Annotated in this window: 16 protein-coding genes; 5 read left to right on the top strand and 11 right to left on the bottom strand. The window is 40.5% G+C overall.

Features of this window, described 5'->3' with window-relative positions; translation table 11 throughout:
* The first annotated feature begins 173 nt into the window (after window positions 1-173).
* Window positions 174-725 (top strand): hypothetical protein, encoded by a 552-nt coding sequence (locus ACQFX9_RS11085; protein WP_427162041.1) that lies wholly within the window; start codon window positions 174-176, stop codon window positions 723-725.
* Window positions 726-909: 184 nt separating this feature from the next.
* Window positions 910-2,052, top strand: coding sequence for an amidoligase family protein (locus tag ACQFX9_RS11080; RefSeq protein ID WP_427162040.1), 1,143 nt, complete (start codon window positions 910-912; stop codon window positions 2,050-2,052).
* Between the two features lie 19 nt (window positions 2,053-2,071).
* Here the strand turns inward: ACQFX9_RS11080 and ACQFX9_RS11075 are convergent, their stop codons facing one another.
* The 8 genes from ACQFX9_RS11075 to ACQFX9_RS11040 form a co-directional block, all read right to left on the bottom strand.
* A complete protein-coding gene (locus ACQFX9_RS11075) occupies window positions 2,072-2,521 on the bottom strand; it encodes an SRPBCC family protein (RefSeq protein ID WP_427162039.1) in 450 nt (149 codons plus the stop codon).
* 19 nt (window positions 2,522-2,540) lie between these two features.
* Window positions 2,541-2,729 (bottom strand): CPXCG motif-containing cysteine-rich protein, encoded by a 189-nt coding sequence (locus tag ACQFX9_RS11070; RefSeq protein WP_015139820.1) that lies wholly within the window; start codon window positions 2,727-2,729, stop codon window positions 2,541-2,543.
* Between the two features lie 102 nt (window positions 2,730-2,831).
* Window positions 2,832-4,454: a B12-binding domain-containing radical SAM protein gene (locus ACQFX9_RS11065; RefSeq protein WP_427162038.1), complete on the bottom strand. Its 1,623-nt coding sequence runs from the start codon at window positions 4,452-4,454 to the stop codon at window positions 2,832-2,834.
* Window positions 4,455-4,475: 21 nt separating this feature from the next.
* The gene (locus tag ACQFX9_RS11060; RefSeq protein ID WP_427162037.1) at window positions 4,476-4,730 is read right to left on the bottom strand and encodes a SemiSWEET transporter; all 255 of its coding nucleotides are present in this window, start codon (window positions 4,728-4,730) and stop codon (window positions 4,476-4,478) included.
* A gap of 179 nt (window positions 4,731-4,909) precedes the next feature.
* Window positions 4,910-5,827 carry a hypothetical protein gene (locus ACQFX9_RS11055; RefSeq protein ID WP_427162036.1) on the bottom strand — a complete coding sequence of 306 codons (918 nt, stop codon included), beginning with the start codon at window positions 5,825-5,827 and terminating at the stop codon, window positions 4,910-4,912.
* A gap of 71 nt (window positions 5,828-5,898) precedes the next feature.
* Window positions 5,899-6,987 (bottom strand): chorismate synthase, encoded by a 1,089-nt coding sequence (gene aroC, locus ACQFX9_RS11050; RefSeq protein WP_427162035.1) that lies wholly within the window; start codon window positions 6,985-6,987, stop codon window positions 5,899-5,901.
* Window positions 6,988-7,372: 385 nt separating this feature from the next.
* Window positions 7,373-8,455 (bottom strand): DUF1350 family protein, encoded by a 1,083-nt coding sequence (locus ACQFX9_RS11045; RefSeq protein ID WP_427162034.1) that lies wholly within the window; start codon window positions 8,453-8,455, stop codon window positions 7,373-7,375.
* Between the two features lie 128 nt (window positions 8,456-8,583).
* Window positions 8,584-9,873, bottom strand: coding sequence for a hypothetical protein (locus ACQFX9_RS11040; RefSeq protein ID WP_427162033.1), 1,290 nt, complete (start codon window positions 9,871-9,873; stop codon window positions 8,584-8,586).
* Window positions 9,874-10,103: 230 nt separating this feature from the next.
* Here ACQFX9_RS11040 and ACQFX9_RS11035 point away from each other — a divergent pair, with 230 nt between their 5' ends.
* A complete protein-coding gene (locus ACQFX9_RS11035) occupies window positions 10,104-11,477 on the top strand; it encodes an NACHT domain-containing protein (protein ID WP_427162032.1) in 1,374 nt (457 codons plus the stop codon).
* A 416-nt stretch (window positions 11,478-11,893) separates the two neighbouring features.
* On the opposite strand, the gene ACQFX9_RS11030 is transcribed toward ACQFX9_RS11035, so the two are convergent.
* The gene (locus ACQFX9_RS11030) at window positions 11,894-13,228 is read right to left on the bottom strand and encodes an IS701 family transposase (protein ID WP_427156771.1); all 1,335 of its coding nucleotides are present in this window, start codon (window positions 13,226-13,228) and stop codon (window positions 11,894-11,896) included.
* Window positions 13,229-13,357: 129 nt separating this feature from the next.
* On the opposite strand from ACQFX9_RS11030, the gene ACQFX9_RS11025 reads away from it, so the two are divergent.
* Together ACQFX9_RS11025 and ACQFX9_RS11020 are read left to right on the top strand one after the other, a co-directional pair.
* Complete coding sequence (locus tag ACQFX9_RS11025) at window positions 13,358-13,855, top strand: helix-turn-helix domain-containing protein (protein WP_427157690.1); 498 nt, start codon at window positions 13,358-13,360, stop codon at window positions 13,853-13,855.
* Window positions 13,849-14,418 carry an IS630 family transposase gene (locus ACQFX9_RS11020; protein ID WP_427156769.1) on the top strand — a complete coding sequence of 190 codons (570 nt, stop codon included), beginning with the start codon at window positions 13,849-13,851 and terminating at the stop codon, window positions 14,416-14,418. The genes ACQFX9_RS11025 and ACQFX9_RS11020 overlap by 7 nt, the downstream gene beginning before the upstream one ends.
* 94 nt (window positions 14,419-14,512) lie before the next feature.
* Here the strand turns inward: ACQFX9_RS11020 and psbA are convergent, their stop codons facing one another.
* Window positions 14,513-15,595: a photosystem II q(b) protein gene (psbA, locus tag ACQFX9_RS11015; protein WP_427162031.1), complete on the bottom strand. Its 1,083-nt coding sequence runs from the start codon at window positions 15,593-15,595 to the stop codon at window positions 14,513-14,515.
* A 146-nt stretch (window positions 15,596-15,741) separates the two neighbouring features.
* Window positions 15,742-17,745, bottom strand: a complete 2,004-nt coding sequence (locus ACQFX9_RS11010) for an NAD-binding protein (RefSeq protein WP_427162030.1) — start codon at window positions 17,743-17,745, stop codon at window positions 15,742-15,744.
* Between the last annotated feature and the right edge of the window lie 89 nt (window positions 17,746-17,834).

Here is a 17,834-nt window from a genome sequence, read left to right as displayed (position 1 = left end):
CTCAGCACTCACCACTATTTCAGTAAATTTCAGGAATAGTTCACCAGCAACGAGTATCAAGTCATAACACCAAACGGTAATATTCCTACATCACAAAACTACTGAAAGCTGATGTTTAGATAGAATTTTTACCATTGGATACTGATAAATACTTGATTAGTTAGGTAACGAAAATGAAATATAACCTGCGGATTTTCTTGTTATTATTAGGCGTATTTATAGGCTCTTTTGGTACCGCTATTAATACAGTTCTGGCTCAAGATATAACTGTAAATTCCCATCATCAAATTCTCAGCGACACCACAAAATCAGCAACTAAAAACTATAAAGATAGCGAACTAAGAGCATTTTTAACTAGTAAATATGACTATTGGGACGCGCGTGTTTTAGCAAGTTTCTGGGGAGAAAACGTAGAGGATGCAAAAGCTAGAATGGGTCGAAAAATTCTCTGGGGAGGAGAAAACATTGCACTTCTAGAACAATTTCTTGTAGATGCTAGAGTGCAAGCACTCCAAGCCGTGCAATCACCCCGTCCTGGCGATTCCAGCCCCTATAAATTCTACCAAGACTCTACATATAACTATAATGATGCAGAGGCACTGGCAAGATTTTGGGGTGAAAAATCAGCGATAGATGCGAAAGCTCGCATTGAACGCAATTTAATTTTAGGCAATGACGAAGTGATTGACCAAGCTTTAAGATACGCGCGTCCTCGTAAGAGATAAATTATCGAAACAATCAGGTTTAAAACCTCGCCCCCTCAAGGCGAAAAGTTTTGTCACAGGGTTTTAACCTCGTGACAAAACGTAATTGCGAATTGCGAATTGCGAATTGCGAATTGGTTTTATTCTACTTGATATTTTTAAATCACTATGGGGTGCTGAATGCACCCTGATTTTATAGAAAATTATGTCTGAATTAAATTGGAAAATTGGCTTTGAAATTGAGTTAATTGCACCGAAGGGATTTAGCCGACAGGATTTAGCAAAAATAATATCCCAACAACATCAAGGTTCAGTACGTCGCATTTTTCATCCCCAGTCAGAACCGAGTCATGTACCAGGAACTCCTCTATTTCATAATCTGACTTTGGGGTTTGAAGTAATTGATCAGCAGGGAAATTTGATAGCACGATGTGTAGATGATTTAACTCTACAAGATGACTTAGATAGAACTCAAGCACCCCAGCCGGGATGGTATCGCATTGTCAGCGATGATATGAGATTACTACATTTAATCATCTGTAATGCTGATGCGGCTGCTCCCTTAGATGAAGTTCTCCAGCCAATTGCGAGTTTATTTGCTACCGATTTAGAACTAGGAGAAGGGGGAATGATACGTATAGCTGATTATATCGGTAATCCGATTGCGATCGCTGCACCCTTACCAGGAGAAAGAGAACGTCCTTGTGAACTCATTACCCCACCTATTGATACTAACCATTTCCAACGTCTAGAAAGTCTCTTAGCATCAGCACGTTCTCTAGGGTTTAGCATTCCGCTTGAGGGTGCAACTCATCTCCACTTTGATGCTACGCCTTTATGTTCTACTAGGGTTTTTGCTAACTTAGTTAATCTTTTATGGACTCACGGAGAAAATCTGAAACGTCTTGTTGGTACTAACCCCAAATGTAGACGTTTGGGAACATGGGATGAAGATTTATTGATGTTAGTTAATGAGCCTGATTTTTGTGAATTGTCTTGGTCTGAGGCTAGAGAATATCTGATGAAATTACAGTTAACCAAATACTGCGATTTTAACCTAAAAAATATCATTCATCAGATTAGGGAAAAACATACTTTTGAAGTACGGATTTTCCCTGCATGGATAAATCCACAACCTGTAATTGAGGCAGCAGCATTAATAGAAGCTATCTTACGTTATGCCATAGTTGCACCCAAAATATTACCTAGTTCACCCCTAGTATGGAAACTAGAATCTGTGCAGAAGTTTCTTAAAGAAATACCTATGCCAGAAAATTTCCGTCAAATTTGGTTATCTCATGCGGCTAGCGTTGATGAAGACTTAGGGAAACAGGGTATAGGGGTTTAGGGAAAAGATATTTGAATAGTTATCTTGATTCACACTCTCGCTTAGTCACAAAATGACGATAGCGAAACATCGCTTCTAACTGCGTTTGTACTAACAAACCGCTAAAAAATTCTACAGTTTCGCCGCCAGGCATAATGTAGGAAATATCATCAGTTAGCTTGGTTTTATTACCTTCTGCTACAAAAAGATGGCGATGTATCCAAGACTCGAAAGGGCCGGATATCTGAACATCAGTAAAGTAGTGATTTTTCTCGCATTCAGTGTGGCGTGCTAACCAAGTTAATGGTAAAAGTCCGAGAAACAAACGAAACTCTGTAACTGCGCCTACCGCAAGTCCTCCCTCACGGCGAACTACTTGCACAGGTTGCCAAGGTGGGGTTAGTAGCTGTAAGATATCTGGTCTCTCATGGAATTGCCAAACTACTTCTACTGGCGCGTCAATAACTGAAGAATGTTGAAAGTAAAGCATGGAAAGGGAAACCTAAAATCTAGCCTTCGTACTCAGTATCAATTTCAATTTCTAGGGTATCTTCATCCACTCGGATATATAAGATATTAGGACGACAGCAAACTTGACAATCTTCCACATAAGATTGTTGTCCCCCAGCACTCAAGTCAATAAAGGTTAAGTTGGGTTCACCACAATAAGCACAATAAAATTCAGCTGTATTTTGCATAAGGTAAAAGGCAAAAGGTAGAAGGCAAAAGGTAAAAGGTAAAAAACAGAAGTTTATTATCTTTTACTCAGCACTCAGCACCGGCTAAACGCCGCGCTTCCGCTAACACAACTCCCGAAAATGACTGGTCGCTTCTGCCAAATGCTTTAGTAGTGTAGACTGTGGCAATGGCCCTTGCAAGTGACTCCAGGGTAATATCTGCTGATGTGACCAATTGTCATGGACGTAGTAATCTAAATCGGGAATTTGACCTTTGAGTTGCTTAAAAGCGCGCTTGTAGCTTCCCAAGGAGTCGCCAAAGTTACGGGTGAGTTCTAGCAGTTGGGAAATTCTGCGATCGCCTCTCGATATCAAAGCCTGTATAATCGACCAATTATAGCTTTCTGGGCGAAAATCTATACCTTGGGGTTTGAGTTGTTTTTGTAACCACTGCAACCGCTTCTCTGCTTGACGATTTACCCCAAACCATTGAAAGGGTGTATGGGATTTCGGTACAAAAGTGCTACAACCAAAGGTGAGGCGTAGTCCTGGCGCGGCTTTTTTCACACTCCGCATCATAGTGACTGTGGCTTCTAGATCCTCTGGTTCTTCTCCTGGAATACCTACCATGCCGTAGAGTTTTAAGCCTGTCAAACCGCCAGCTTTGGCATTAATGGCTGCTTGAATGATTTCGTCGTTATGTAGCTTTTTATTGATGATTTGGCGTAATTTTTCCGAACCACTCTCTACAGCTATGGTAAGCGATCGCGTGTCTCGTTTCGCCAAAGTTCTCGCTAGCTGTTCTGTCACTGTGTTAGTTCTAACAGAAGCAATACTCAGCCGCACATCATCATATTTTGGCTGACTAATATAATCTAATAAAGTTTCAAACTCTGGATGTTGTGTAACAGAAGCACCCAATAAACCCAAGCGATTTGTAACTTGTAAACCTTTTTCAATGGCGGGAATTAAAGAACCTTCTAAACTCGCCGTTCTAAAAGGTAAAGTCAAATAACTAGCTAAACAAAAGCGGCACATTTCAGGACAACTCCGCACCACTTCCACCATAAAAATGTTTTCCCAAGCTGCTTTTTCCGTCACCACAGTAGAAGCTGAGAGAGTATTTCCCCGATAAGTTTGCTTCTGCACCACGGCGGGAACTTCTGAAGAAATTGGTTGAATAGAACTAATTTCCCCATCTATTTCTTGATACTCTACTGTATACAAACTCGGTATATAAATTCCTGGTACTTGTGCGAGTGCTTGTAATTGAGTTTGTCTAGAAGCGTTTCTCACTTCCTTATAAGCTTCTATAAAATTCCCTAATAAATTTTCTCCATCTCCTAACAAAATGACATCAAAAAAATCAGCAAAAGGTTCGGGGTTAGCCGTCAACACAGGCCCACCACCGAAAACAATAGGGTGAGAATCATCACGGTTATTTGCTCTAATTGGAATATCTAAAGATTCCAATAAATTTAAAATATTGACATAATCTAATTCCCAAGAAATCGAAAATCCCAAAATTTCCGGCTGTCTAGGAAGTGATTCCGAAATATCAGTAAATAAACGACTCACCTGCACATCATGACGCATTGCGAAAGTTGCCCAGACTACCTGATAGCCCAAGCTAGTGATACCTACTGTATACTCATTAGGGAAAGCGAATATCAATGGTATAGCGTTGTTTGCTGGTGTAGCAGGGGTAAATAACAGACGTTCAGAAGTAAATAAAGAAGATGTCACAGGTGTTTAATAAAGGCATATCTATCTATATTTAATTTTAAGCCATAGAATTACAAAGTTGAGAGCCAAAGTTGTGCCGTTAGCAAAAATAATTGGCCAAGCTTGGAGATAAATTCCATAGATTAACCATAAAAATAGACCACACATAAATGTGATCAGCATGACGTATGAAACATCTTTTGCTGATTTGGTTCGCCATGTTTGCAAAACTTGGGGTAAGAAAGCGATGGTGGTTAATGTAGCGGCTGCTAAACCTAAAATCGTGATGAAGTTCATATATATATTAGTGATAGATGAGACACAAACAATGAAGAAGATACTCAATTGTACCTTCTTCAGTCATGTTTATTTACAAATGAAAAGTAATAGATTTTTAGATTTGGATTGAGACAGGCGATCGCAGGAATTATGATAATATTTTCAACTCTCCACTATGACAACTTTCATCAAATTCATCAGCGAAATCTGGCAATTAATTCTTCACGGGATAATTGTAAAAGCAAAGGGGTAAACTCCTCTGGTTTCAATGCTAATAAAGGTTGAATAATTGCTTGCAGTTCGTTATCTAATTCACCAAAGCGAACCTTAAGTAAATTTTCTACTACTAATCTTTCCCCTTGTTGAATTCCTGTTTGAATTCCTGTTTGAATACCTCTTTGTTCTCCTTCTTGCCTTGCTTGTTCTCGGTCTTGTTGATAAAGTGGTGCTAACCGCATAACTAACTCCCGATCATCTTCATCTTGACTTTGAGTTAATTGTAAATTCTGTCGTAAGTTGTATAGTAATTCTAACGCTGCTTTACGAAAAAGATTATCAGGATTCAGTGATTCAAGTTCATCAATGGCTCGTTTTTGGACATTTCCTCTACCAATGATTCGCAACCACAACGTTTCAGGAATGACGGGTAATTGATGAATTGCGATGATAGCCGTACGCAGGTGTTCTGGAAGAAAATAAACTCCAGGTAATTCGTCAGTTTTGGGGTTAGCACCAAATCCTGATAAAAGTGGTGCTGATGCGGTGGGGGTGAGAATCCATAATTTTGGTAAGTCAGAGTCAAGTAGGCGTGTGTTATTCCGATTTACTTGTCGTTGTAAATCTCCTCTTACTTCTAATAATTTTAAAAGACAATCGCAAATTTCTGTAATAGATGCAGCATTGCGAAACGGTTCAAATAATGCAGGTGTAGTAGTAAATTGTGATAATAATCCAAAGGTTTCAGGAATAGTGCTTGATTGTGATTTGGGGACGAAATAAACATCAATTTCTCTAACTTCCCCGGCTACTCTTCGCGCTGCTTGAACTTCACCGTAGGGAGTGAGTATTTGTTCTAGATAGTCTTTTGCAAACTGGTCATGAATAAATCTGGTCATATCTCCTAACTTTAATTAATCAGCGATCGCCAAAATCATTCATAATTCAAATTAGGCGATCGCTATCACAATCACAGCACCTTACACTGACCATTATGGCGTAACAAATGATCACACAATACTAACGCCACCATCGCCTCTACCATCGGAACTGCACGGGGTAAAACACAAGGATCATGTCTTCCCTTCCCCGCTAATAATGTTTCTTCACCCTCACGCGTCACCGTTTTCTGCTCTTTTCTAATCGTGGCTGTAGGCTTAAATGCAACTCGCAAAATGATATTTTCCCCGTTAGAAATACCACCTTGAATCCCACCAGAACGATTAGTTACGGTGCGAATTTCTCCATTTTCATCTATATAAAATTCGTCGTTATGTTCGATTCCTGTTAATAGTGTACCTGCAAAACCAGAACCAATTTCAAACCCTTTACTTGCAGGAAGAGACATCACAGCTTTAGCAATATCAGCTTCTAATTTATCAAATACAGGCTCACCCAAACCTTTGGGAACATTGCGCGCCACACATTCCACCACACCACCGATAGAATCACCTTGTCTACCAGTCTGCTCAATTAATTCAATCATTTTGGTCGCGCAATCTCCATCAGGACAGCGCACAATATTGCTTTCCACTTCATCCAAAGTGACGATATTGGGGTCAACTACACCCTCTAAATCCTTGATGCGCTTGACATAACCGATAACTTCGACATTGGCAACTTGACGGAGAATTTTTTTAGCGATCGCACCTGCTGCTACTCTCCCTATTGTCTCACGGGCTGACGACCTACCCCCACCTTGCCAATTGCGAATCCCATACTTTGCATCATAGGTTGCATCCGCGTGGGAAGGGCGATACTTTTGCGCCATCTCGTCATAATCTTGAGAACGAGTATCTTTGTTTCGCACCAAAATTGAGATTGGTGTCCCCAAAGTTTTACCTTCAAACACCCCAGACAAAATCTCACAAGTGTCTGCTTCCTTGCGGGGAGTGGTAATTTTACTTTGTCCTGGTCGTCTTCTATCCAACTCTACCTGAATTTCTTCAGCCGAAATTTCCAGTTGCGGAGGACAACCATCAATCACAACCCCCACGCCTCCGCCGTGAGACTCGCCAAAAGTAGTAATACGGAAAAGATGACCAAAAGTGCTGCCCATGATTTTACGGAAATACAGTCTGGAATCTGTATTTTACATGGAGTTGAGCATTTTTTCCTCTGGTGTGCTTTCTCTTTGTTGGTCAACGGGTGACACCCAAGACGATGTTAAATTAGTAGTTTATTTCATGACTTCCAGATAGAAAAATGTCCAAACTGTAGGGTAAATTCAGTATGAATAATTACTGAGTATAGTTAGGTTCTATCGTACTGACGCACCCTACCCAATCATCTCAGCTATGAGCGATCGCTTATCCAAACTTATGCTGAAACTGCGATCGCACTATTGGTATTTGTTGATTAGTCTGCCCAAATCTAGCAAATCATCCATAATTCTGGGATGCGTTACGCTGTTACTAACGCATCCTACAAGATTGGCGATCACACTATTTTAAAAGATTAGCCTGCTGCTCTTCTAAACGTTGGAATAATTCACTTACGGGAGATTCAAACTCTCTATTTCGTTTTTGTACAGACTCAATAATTGGAATATTATCCATAATACCTGGAAAATTTATGGCAAAATTGCCAAAGTTAATGCCTAACGGTCTTAAATGTCCACCTTTTAAATCTTCTTTAAAACCTTGAGGTGGTTTTTTAAAGACCTCCTCAAACCACTGACAAGTTGATGAGGCAAGGTTATCTTTTTGGAATGAATTTAACCCCATAATACCAAATAGCTTACTGGATTTTATTAATTCCTTTGTTTCTTCTGGAGTTGGATTAACATTCAAACCTAAGCCAATGAAAATACTGGCTAAAGGTTCTGGAATAGCACTCTCAAGCCCTGTATTTACAGGAGCTAATAATAAAGAAGGTTGATTTTCAATAAAAATGCTTTTAATTTTAATTTCACCTTTCAATTGATTGAAATTGGCTTCTCGCCTGATGTAATATTCAATTAAATCTTTAGCCTGGTCACGCTTTATTTCTAGATCATTAATCAGAATTAAAAGTTCATTAAATATTCTTTCAGTCTTGCTATGAATCTTTGCTGGAGAATCTTTCTTCTTTGCTGTTGCTCTAACTAGGGACTCAATAAAGTTTTTAAGTTCTCTAGTCTTCTGAGAATATTCAGGCTCATCAGGTTTACCAATGAGAGGTAAGGAACTAAATGCTTCCAAAAGAGCAATATATTTACAGCCAATACTATGACCTATCCAAGCAAAGTTTTGGTCACTGAGATAGATTTCATAGTCATAGTTAGCACATATTGCCCTTCTAACAAGCTCCGGCATTATGTCATACTGTTCTCTGATTAAAAAGCCAGACTCGGCATAATGGTTAAAAGTAAAGTTAAATGGTAGAAGGACGATGGTATAACCATCTTTAAATAGACGCTGGAGTAGAGAGCGATAGAAAAGCATTGGCCAAAATGTGCCGAAGAAAGCCCCGCCAATAAATTGAATCACTCCTTGAGGTTTTGGATGTAGAGCCACCCAACTATGAGAAATAGGTTGAAATTTCATAGCTAAATTTATACTGTTGATATGCTGTAAAAGATAAATGCAAATTAAGCGATCGCTATCTTCTTAAAAAATGCGATCGCATGTTGATTAAAGCAAGGCAATTGTCAACGCCACAAAACTGTTAACAATTACAGAGCAGGGCCTTTAACAAATACTGAGTAAGTGCGATTGGTAGAAAAAGCAAAGTTAGTAGAAGAATTAACTCCAGCTCCATCTTTTGTTTGAAAAACTGTTCCGGTGAAGTTTCCATTACCTAAATTATCCGGGCCGCTGTCTTGAGCGTAAGCAACAGAACCTGCTTTTGGATAGTACAAGCCAACAAAATATTCATCTCCTTTTTTTTGGGTTTCAATCGGAGTTGGAAGGGTAAATGTATTTGCACCCACTACAGGAGTTTTTACATCACTTTTACCAACTACAGACCAAGAACCTGCTCGATCTCGTCTGTAAATAATTAGTTGTACAGGTAAGGTATTTTTTGCCCAAATCTGCCAACTGGTTAAGTTTCCACTAACATTGACTGGATTATTGGTGTCAACTAAGTAGAAATCCTTTGCCACATCTGCTGATGGTCTATCTATGACAAGATTACCGGCTTGATCAGTCAAAGTTTTTCTCGAATTAACCAGATTGATGACACTGCCAACTCTAGGGAAGTATTCCCATACTGTGTCACGTGCTGGCTGTTGTAATGCAGGTGGTAGGTAAGGGTAGATTTTCTGGAAATCAACCTTAACACCTTCAGTAGCACCGGAAACTAAGAAACAATCTTTGTTGGTTTTTTTCTTGCCAGTCGCAGGGTCGTAGAAAAGTTGTGAAAATGCCTTGATGGTTAAGTCATCTACAGGAGAAACATAAACCAAGAATCCTTTGCCATCTAATTCAGCAGCTTTTGCTTCTGCATCTGCTTGCTTATCAAAGAAAGCTATTTGAGTGCTGTTAATTTTCAGAGGGCATTGAGATGCAGGTAATCCAGCTACCACACTGTAGATTCTGCCGCCGAAGGGTTCTTTAATTGCGAACAGTGTGTTAGTTCCGGGAATTACAGCAGTTGATGCTTGGAAATCAAACCAACCTTCTGTAAACGAGCCATTAGTTCCATTTTTCTTGCGACCTTCTGCCAGGACTCGTTGATAAACTGCGGGAAAATCCTTTGCGTTCTCTGGCAGAGCAGCACTGAAGTCTGGATTAGGAATAGCTACATCATAGTTTAACTGTTGATAGATGGTCTTTCCTTGTGCTTGTTGTTCTGGAGTTAGGTAAAAAGTGGTTATTCCACGAGATGCGGGTTGAGGAATAGATGGGGCTTGAACTACAGGTGCGGATTTAGAAACATCTTGAGCGAAAGCTGGGCTAACTCCGCCTAGACAGATCATAAAGCTAAGGATAGTAGCCAAAAAGGCAGTGATCTTTTTCACAAATTCTCCTGGATATTGTTTGCTTTCGTGAATGTTTTTCTCTCTACATACCCATAGGAAATCTGCACTAATGCAATCTTAAGTATTTGCACTAGAAGTCATTTCTTAATCCTGTATTAAATTATCAAAACTTTGTGGTGTCGTCCTTACAGAAAAGTATGGATCTTTAGTATGCAAAGTATGATTCAATTTAGCTCATATAGGCTAAATCTCGCAAAAACGGCATAAATATGGAGTTTTCACAAGCACTGGAAATCGCTAATCATGCTGTCAATGAAAAACTCGCTAGAACTCTGACTGAGGTGGAAATAGCCCTGTTGTTTGGTGCCTGGAATAACTTGACGTATCAACAAATTGCTGCGCGCTCTGGCTATTCTATTAATTACTTACAACGAGATATTGGCCCTAAATTCTGGCAGTTCCTCAGTTATACTTTGGGTCGCAAAGTTAACAAAACAAGTCTACGTGGCATTCTGTCCCAATTTACTCTTCCAATATCCAATCTCCAACCACAAAACCAACGTTCTGTAGATTGGGGCGAAGCGATTAATGTTTCCCATTTCTGCGGTCGGATAGAGGAAATAGAAAAACTGACTCATTGGATACTTGCAGAACGCTGTCGTCTGATTGCCTTGGTGGGAATGAGCGGTATTGGTAAAAGTGCTTTAGCGGCTAAAGTCTCTCAATTGATACAAACAGAATTTGAATTTGTAATTTGGCGCAGTCTCCGTAACGCCCCACCTTTAGAAACTTTATTGGCCGAACTAGTACCTTTCCTTTCCCAGCAGCAAGACATCCAAGCCAAACCAGAACGGTTACTATACTGGCTGCAAAAGCATCGCTGCTTGGTGATTTTTGATAATCAAGATACTCTCTTACAACCAGTCCAGCACGCTGGCAATTACCAGCCAGATTTCAGGAATTATGGTGAATTGTTTCGGTTACTAGGAGAAGCGAGTCATCAGAGTTGTATTTTACTTACTAGCCGTGAAAAATCTGCGGAAGTGGCATTATTGGAAGATTGGAATGGCGGAGTGCGATCGCTTTCTCTTAAGGGTTCATGGGAAGCATCAATGGCATTAATTGACGCTAAGGGATTAGTGGGAAGTGAGGCTGAAAAACGCCATTTATGCGAGTTGTATCGTTGCAATCCACTGATATTGAAAATGGTTGCTACCTCAATTCAAAGTTTATTTGATGGGGAAATTGCTGTTTTTTTGCAAACAGAAACCCCAATATTTAACGGGATGCGCCACCTGCTCGATCAGCAATTTCAGCGTTTATCGCCCCTAGAGCAGACCATTATGTATTGGTTGGCGATTAATCGGGAATGGACTACAATTGCCCAATTGCAAGCGGATATTGTACCTGCGGTTTCTCGTACCAACTTGTTAGAGTCACTGGAATCGCTGACTTGGCGCAGTCTCATAGAAAAGCGATCAGGTGAATATACCCAACAGCCGATGATTATGGAATATGTTACAGACTGTTTAGTTCACCAGTTGGCCACTGAATTGTTAATGGTTAAAACATCATTTTTCAATCAGGATGCACTTTTAAAAACAACTGTTTTAGAATATCTTCACGAAAAATTTTGGCATTAGCCTGGAGTCCCGGTATTAAAAGGGAACTATTTTTATCTGTTTTCATAAATAGGGCTTGCTGAAAAAGTCCTTTAGTGGAGGTAGGGAACAGGGAACAGGGAACAGTTTTACCCTAATTTTTTCCAATTTTTTTGCCTCCAAAAAATTGGAGATGCAAACTTTTTCAGCCTCATATCCCAATTCTCTTGCACTTTTTTCCCAAAAATAACCGCGAACTGCTTACTAGTAAAGAGTTTTAAAGTTATTCAACATACCCTAAATAAATAATGGTGCCTTTAAACCCAGTATTCGGGCAAGTTTTTTCACTGTTCCCTGTTCCCTGCCCGAAGGGCTTGGTAAATATGTAGCCATCCCAAACTCAGGTTATCTCTAATCCCTCTTTTGTTACTTTAGGAAAAGAAAAATTGACAAGAGATTCAACTAGCAACAGAGAAACTGACTGGAGAAGCGCGAAAATCATTCATAAAGTCGATTAATTTCAAAAAGCAACGCTTCATACCAGGAATGTTAAATACTGTGAGCCAAGGTTGAATCAAACAGTAAAAAATATAGGGTTGAATGAGCAATCTAAGATTATTTAAAGCACTCTTCCATGTTATACCAGATTCCCAATTAGGATGTTGACTATATTGATAAATATTAAAGTCTATTGATGAAGGTGATTCTGAACTAGATGTTGATTGAGTTTGGGCATAAAGTTGAAAATAAGTAGCCTGAATGCTAACTAAAAGGTAAGCACTAAAAATGATTTCCCACCAGCGTTCAATACTTTCATAATCAGTCAGACGAAAATCAGCCCAACCCAGTTCATTTTTAACTTCTTTAAAACCATATTCAATCCAGTTTCTTAAACTATAAAGTTGCGCGACATTCAGTGACAAATCAGTTGATAAATTAGTCATGATGTACCAACTTTCATCTCCAGTGGGGTCGGGTGTATTAACTTTACTGATTTGGTAATATCTGATGCGGCGACGTTGACCAAAAATAATTTCTCTCAGGTAACGAGTTTCTAATTGACGATGTGAAAGCTTTTGCTCATAAGCTTTCCAACGATTATAACGTTTTCGGCTTCCTGGGGGCATTAACACTCCATGATTGGAGCGAATTGCTACGATAAACTCTAGTTCTAATTTTTCTAAACATCTAATTACATCTCCACTCTCACCATATAAACTATCTGCTAACACTAATTTAATTTTGAAACCCCATTCTTTCAACTCTTGAATAATCTCTACCGCTATTTGGGGTTTGCTCTTATATTTATCCCCTTCTTTTAAGCGATTTTTCGGTTTAAATATTTGGAATATTAAAGGATAAGTGATTCCATCTACTACACCATAAGCATTTACGGATACTATTCCATTCTCTGTTTTACCTAAGTTTCCAATATATTGCCTAGTCACATAATCTGTTGATTTTCCCTTTTTTTGATCTCCGGTTTCGTCAATACATAAAATTATTTCTCTTTCTCCAATAAACATTTTTGTTAACCATAGCCTTATTTCTCTTAATTTTTTGATATCCCACAGTGCATCTCTCAGGAAATGATGTAGTGTTTGGCTATCTTTTAGCCCCACTGTTTTAGCTATTTCTGGCAGAGTTTTTCTCTTAATTTCTGAAAGTATGCCCAAATGTAAGAATTTGAATGCTTCAAAATGCCTCACATCCTCAAATACTGAATAATAGTGCTGGCAATAGTTATCTATGAATGCCACTGTGCTTACTGGCTGTCTACGCGCTGTAACCATTCCTCTTACTTGCTTTGTCTGCTTTCTTCCTGATTATACTTTCCCCGTAGTAACAAAAGAGGGGTTATACCAATTTAATATGAAGTTGCATATAATAGGGGGAGGTAAATGTGATAAGTCCTCAGACCTATGAGCCGCCCGTTTAAGATAGAAATCGTGGAGAGCGAAGAAGAACTCAAAAAACGCCTGCAAACAGCCAGTGAAGGTAGCCAGAAAGAAAAGCTACAGATGTTGTGGTGGCTCAAGAGTGGGCAGGTAAAGGAGCAGCAAGAAATTGGAAAACGCTTGGCCAGAGATACTTCGACGGTGACGAGATGGTTACAGAGGTATAGAGGGGGTGGATTGTCTGAGTTATTAGCAGTGAAGAAAGCACCAGGGGCAAAACGAAAAATTACTGAAGAGGCGATCGCTTCATTAAAGCAAGAGTTGGAAACAGGAGAAGGATTTAGCAGTTACGGAGCAATAGTCGAGTGGTTGAAACTCAAACATGGATTGGATATCGAGTATGGAACAGTCTATAACTGGGTGAGATATCGTTTAGGAGCGAAACTCAAAGTACCACGACCCCAAAGCTATCAGCAGGATGAAAAACTCAGAGCCGAATTTAAAAAAAACTCGGTGTGCTGATAGTTAGTCTCGAACAACTGCTAGCACCAGGTAAAACTGTGCGCTACCTGTGTCAAGATGAAACGAGAGTGGGACTCAAAACCCTCACAGGCAAAGTAATTACAGCTAGAGGAGTTAAACCTACTGTTGAGGTGAAATGGCTGCGGGAAAATTTTTGGATTTATGGTGCAATTGAACCGTTGACTGGAAAGCATTTCCAGCATGAATACCCCAAACTCAATGGCGACTATTTTCAGCAGTTTTTAGACTGGCTATCTGAACAATTAGGCTCCGATTACGCCATTTTACAGATTGATCAAGCTCCTGCCCATACTAGTTCTACGATTCGTTGGCCAGACAATATTATTCCTCTACTACAACCATCTCATTCTCCCGAACTTAATCCCATCGAGAGGCTTTGGCAATTTCTCAAAAAATCTCTCAAAAATGTACTTTTCTCTTCTTTACAAGATTTACGTGAGCGCATTCAGCAGCTATTTGACCAATTAACTTTTGAACAAGTCATGTCTGTGTCTTCTTATGACTTTATTTTAGAAGCTCTTTTATATGCAGCTTCATATTAAATTGGTATAACAACTTGATGTCAACTCCCTCTTGAACAAAACAAAAATACCCCCCATTTCTGGAGGGTAATTTTTGTTCACTCAAGTTGAAGAATTAACCGTTGATAGCAGGTGCGCTGATAGCAACAGGAGCAACATCACCAGCAGCCAAGTCTAAGGGGAAGTTGTGAGCGTTACGCTCGTGCATGACTTCCATACCCAAGTTAGCGCGGTTGATGATGTCTGCCCAGGTGTTGATGACGCGACCTTGGGAGTCAATCACTGATTGGTTGAAGTTGAAACCGTTGAGGTTGAACGCCATTGTGCTTACGCCCAATGCTGTGAACCAAATCCCGATTACAGGCCATGCAGCGAGGAAGAAGTGCAAGGAACGGCTGTTGTTGAAGGACGCGTATTGGAAGATTAAGCGACCGAAGTAACCGTGTGCTGCTACGATGTTGTAGGTTTCTTCTTCTTGACCGAATTTGTATCCGTAGTTTTGGGATTCGTTTTCGGTTGTTTCACGAACTAAGGAAGAGGTTACTAAGGAACCGTGCATTGCGGAGAACAAGCTACCACCGAATACACCAGCCACACCTAACATGTGGAAGGGGTGCATCAGGATGTTGTGTTCTGCTTGGAACACGATCATGAAGTTGAAGGTACCGGAGATACCCAAGGGCATACCGTCAGAGAAGGAACCTTGTCCGATGGGGTAGATGAGGAATACTGCGGTTGCTGCTGCTACGGGTGCGGAGAATGCTAGGCAGATCCAAGGACGCATGCCCAAGCGGTAGGATAGTTCCCATTCACGACCGAGGTAGCAGAATACGCCGATCAAGAAGTGGAATACTACTAGTTGGTATGGGCCACCGTTGTACAACCATTCGTCTAAGGATGCTGCTTCCCAGATGGGGTAGAAGTGTAAACCAATGGCGTTAGAAGAAGGTACTACTGCTCCGGAGATGATGTTGTTTCCGTAGAGTAAGGAACCTGCTACTGGTTCGCGGATACCATCGATGTCTACTGGAGGTGCAGCGATGAAGGCGATGATGAAGCAGGTGGTTGCAGCTAGCAAGGTGGGGATCATTAATACGCCGAACCAGCCGATGTATAGGCGGTTGTTGGTGCTGGTGATCCAGTTGCAGAACTGCTCCCATACGTTTGCGCTTTTGCGCTGTTGTAAGGTTGCTGTCATTTCTTTATGATTGCGGTTTGATTTATGTATGTATCAGGCGGTTTTGTTTTTTGCCTGTGAGTATAATTTACACTGCTTTACAAAAGTTAATCAAGTCCTCAGCATTTTGTAAAAATAATACTATTGATTAGTTTTACTTATGATTGTTATACCCTTACACCCTTTTCAAGTATATGAGCCGATACTTGGCATTTTGTTAACTCATTAACGAGGCGATGGGCTTGGTGTTTGTAGAGAGGATACTGTAGTGTAGCGGGTAATTGATTCATGAGTGTGCGCGCCAGATACATATCACAGCCAGATATGCGGGAAATTAAGGCTGCACCTTCAAAAACGGCTTCTTGTGAGACGGCTTTTTCTACTCGCACTAAGCATTGACGGGGTAACATAGTCCCCCGTTCTATTTGTTGCAATCCTTCAATGGTGGCTAAAACTACTAGGCGATCGCCTACAGCTAACCTAAGATCATCAGAGGGCATAAACTTCGGTGTGCGTTGGCTATTTCTTGCGTGGAGAACTGGTACTACGCCGTAACCATAGGCAATTTCTGCTAATAATCGCCCATTGAGAGTATCGTTAGTTTCAATTTGATATTCGGTGACTAGAGTAGTTTGGTTATGTAAGCGAAAGAGATTGAGAATATTTTCCCCAAAAGCCGCACCTACAAACGCCTCAGCCGCTAGTTCGTATACTCCCAAAACTCGTGCATGAGGTAGTAATCTCGCAATATTCTGACTAAAACGCGGGTCAACAGTGCGAATTACAATGCAGGCTTTGGAATTAACTGCATAGGTCATCAAGGCAATTTCTAAGTTTGTCACCTCATTATCTGTCACCACAACTACACTTTTAGCAGTGGCAAGATTGACTCTGTGTAAAGCATTTTTGATGTTACCCACAATTAGGGGCATGGGTGGCAATAAACTGGGGTCTACATCATGGGGATGGACTCCTACTAAGGGTTGTTTTAATTCTTGTAGGAGGTGTGCTACTAGTTTTCCTACTCTTCCTAAACCAATCAACACTACATGATCTGATTTAGGTATGGGTAAACGACGGATGGAAAACTGAAATCTAGCAGCTAAGATACGCTCAGTCATCACTGCATAGAGAATCCCTACAAATACCGTACCTGCTATGGTCTGAGCAATGCTGAATAAATGTAGCCACCAATAAATCGGAAATGACTGTTCTATGCCGCCAAATATATCACCATAGCCCCCTAGACTGAGAATTAGCGAGATATTTAGAGCAGATTGCCAACTTAATTGGGGATATTGCAGTTTATAAAGGAATGCACCCCCAAAAAATAAACTTATCATCACCAAGCAACTCATCAAAGCTACACGACGAGTTTGGCTACTCTCTACCCAAAATTGAATCAGCTGCTCACGCAGATTTGTCTTGGTGATAGTTGACAATACAGTCCGCCAAAGATGGTTGATGTGATTAGCTGGTTTTTGCGAACGAGAAACTAAATTTTCCGTGGCTTCAATGTAAGTGATAATGTCTCCTGGGTGGATGGCAGTATCTGCATCCCATTGATAGAATGTCTGCGCTGGTGATTCTCCGGCTCGGTTGTGGGTGAGGATGCGGCGATGACTGGTATTAAGTTCGTAAAGTTGCCAGCAATTACGCCAACGATGTCCCACATCAATAGAAACTTGCATCACTTTGAGAAAATAATTTTCTAAAGTGAAAAAGCCTGTGGTTTCACTCCCCAAGGCGGCTAAGGCAAAACTTTTTGCGGGTAACTGTGTAGCTTCAAAGGCGACGAAATTACCCAAACTTTCACTGAGTAAATCATTGAGGTTGTCTTGGGAAGAACGAATGACTAGACGCACATCGGGATTGAGCGATCGCGCTGCAAAAGCCCCAGCAATGTTAACGCGCTCATCACTTGTTACCATCAGAATGGCTCGACATTGGCGAATTTGTGCCTGTTCCAGTATTTTAGTTTGACAACAATCACCGATCACTAAATTGTCAATTGCATCCGGTAAGCCAGGGATTTCCCAGTTTTGACGATTAACCGCCTCAATCGCGTTAACTTTTACCCCAAACTCCTTGAGAGCTAATACGCAATATTGCCCCAAATTGCCCAACCCACACACCAAGAAAGTGTCGGCATTGATGACATTTTGTCCCATTTGCAAGGCTGATTTTAGTCCATATCAAATTTACAATTTTTTAGAGCGCAAGTAATGTAACAACAAATGAAGCAGTAGAGCGTACCCAT

The organism is Aliinostoc sp. HNIBRCY26 (genome assembly GCF_050235535.1).
GTDB lineage: Bacteria > Cyanobacteriota > Cyanobacteriia > Cyanobacteriales > Nostocaceae > Trichormus.
This window is presented reverse-complemented; position numbering and strand designations above follow the sequence as displayed.

Excerpts from the sequence above, each read along its gene's own strand:
- ACQFX9_RS11025 (WP_427157690.1), top strand. The coding sequence starts at position 13,358 with ATGAGCCGCCCGTTTAAGATAGAAATCGTGGAGAGCGAAGAAGAACTC.
- ACQFX9_RS11035 (WP_427162032.1), top strand. The coding sequence starts at position 10,104 with ATGGAGTTTTCACAAGCACTGGAAATCGCTAATCATGCTGTCAATGAA.
- ACQFX9_RS11010 (WP_427162030.1), bottom strand. The coding sequence starts at position 17,745 with ATGGGACAAAATGTCATCAATGCCGACACTTTCTTGGTGTGTGGGTTG.
- ACQFX9_RS11030 (WP_427156771.1), bottom strand. The coding sequence starts at position 13,228 with ATGGTTACAGCGCGTAGACAGCCAGTAAGCACAGTGGCATTCATAGAT.
- aroC (WP_427162035.1), bottom strand. The coding sequence starts at position 6,987 with ATGGGCAGCACTTTTGGTCATCTTTTCCGTATTACTACTTTTGGCGAG.
- ACQFX9_RS11045 (WP_427162034.1), bottom strand. The coding sequence starts at position 8,455 with ATGAAATTTCAACCTATTTCTCATAGTTGGGTGGCTCTACATCCAAAA.
- ACQFX9_RS11060 (WP_427162037.1), bottom strand. The coding sequence starts at position 4,730 with ATGAACTTCATCACGATTTTAGGTTTAGCAGCCGCTACATTAACCACC.
- ACQFX9_RS11055 (WP_427162036.1), bottom strand. The coding sequence starts at position 5,827 with ATGACCAGATTTATTCATGACCAGTTTGCAAAAGACTATCTAGAACAA.
- ACQFX9_RS11070 (WP_015139820.1), bottom strand. The coding sequence starts at position 2,729 with ATGCAAAATACAGCTGAATTTTATTGTGCTTATTGTGGTGAACCCAAC.
- ACQFX9_RS11075 (WP_427162039.1), bottom strand. The coding sequence starts at position 2,521 with ATGCTTTACTTTCAACATTCTTCAGTTATTGACGCGCCAGTAGAAGTA.
- psbA (WP_427162031.1), bottom strand. The coding sequence starts at position 15,595 with ATGACAGCAACCTTACAACAGCGCAAAAGCGCAAACGTATGGGAGCAG.
- ACQFX9_RS11085 (WP_427162041.1), top strand. The coding sequence starts at position 174 with ATGAAATATAACCTGCGGATTTTCTTGTTATTATTAGGCGTATTTATA.
- ACQFX9_RS11080 (WP_427162040.1), top strand. The coding sequence starts at position 910 with ATGTCTGAATTAAATTGGAAAATTGGCTTTGAAATTGAGTTAATTGCA.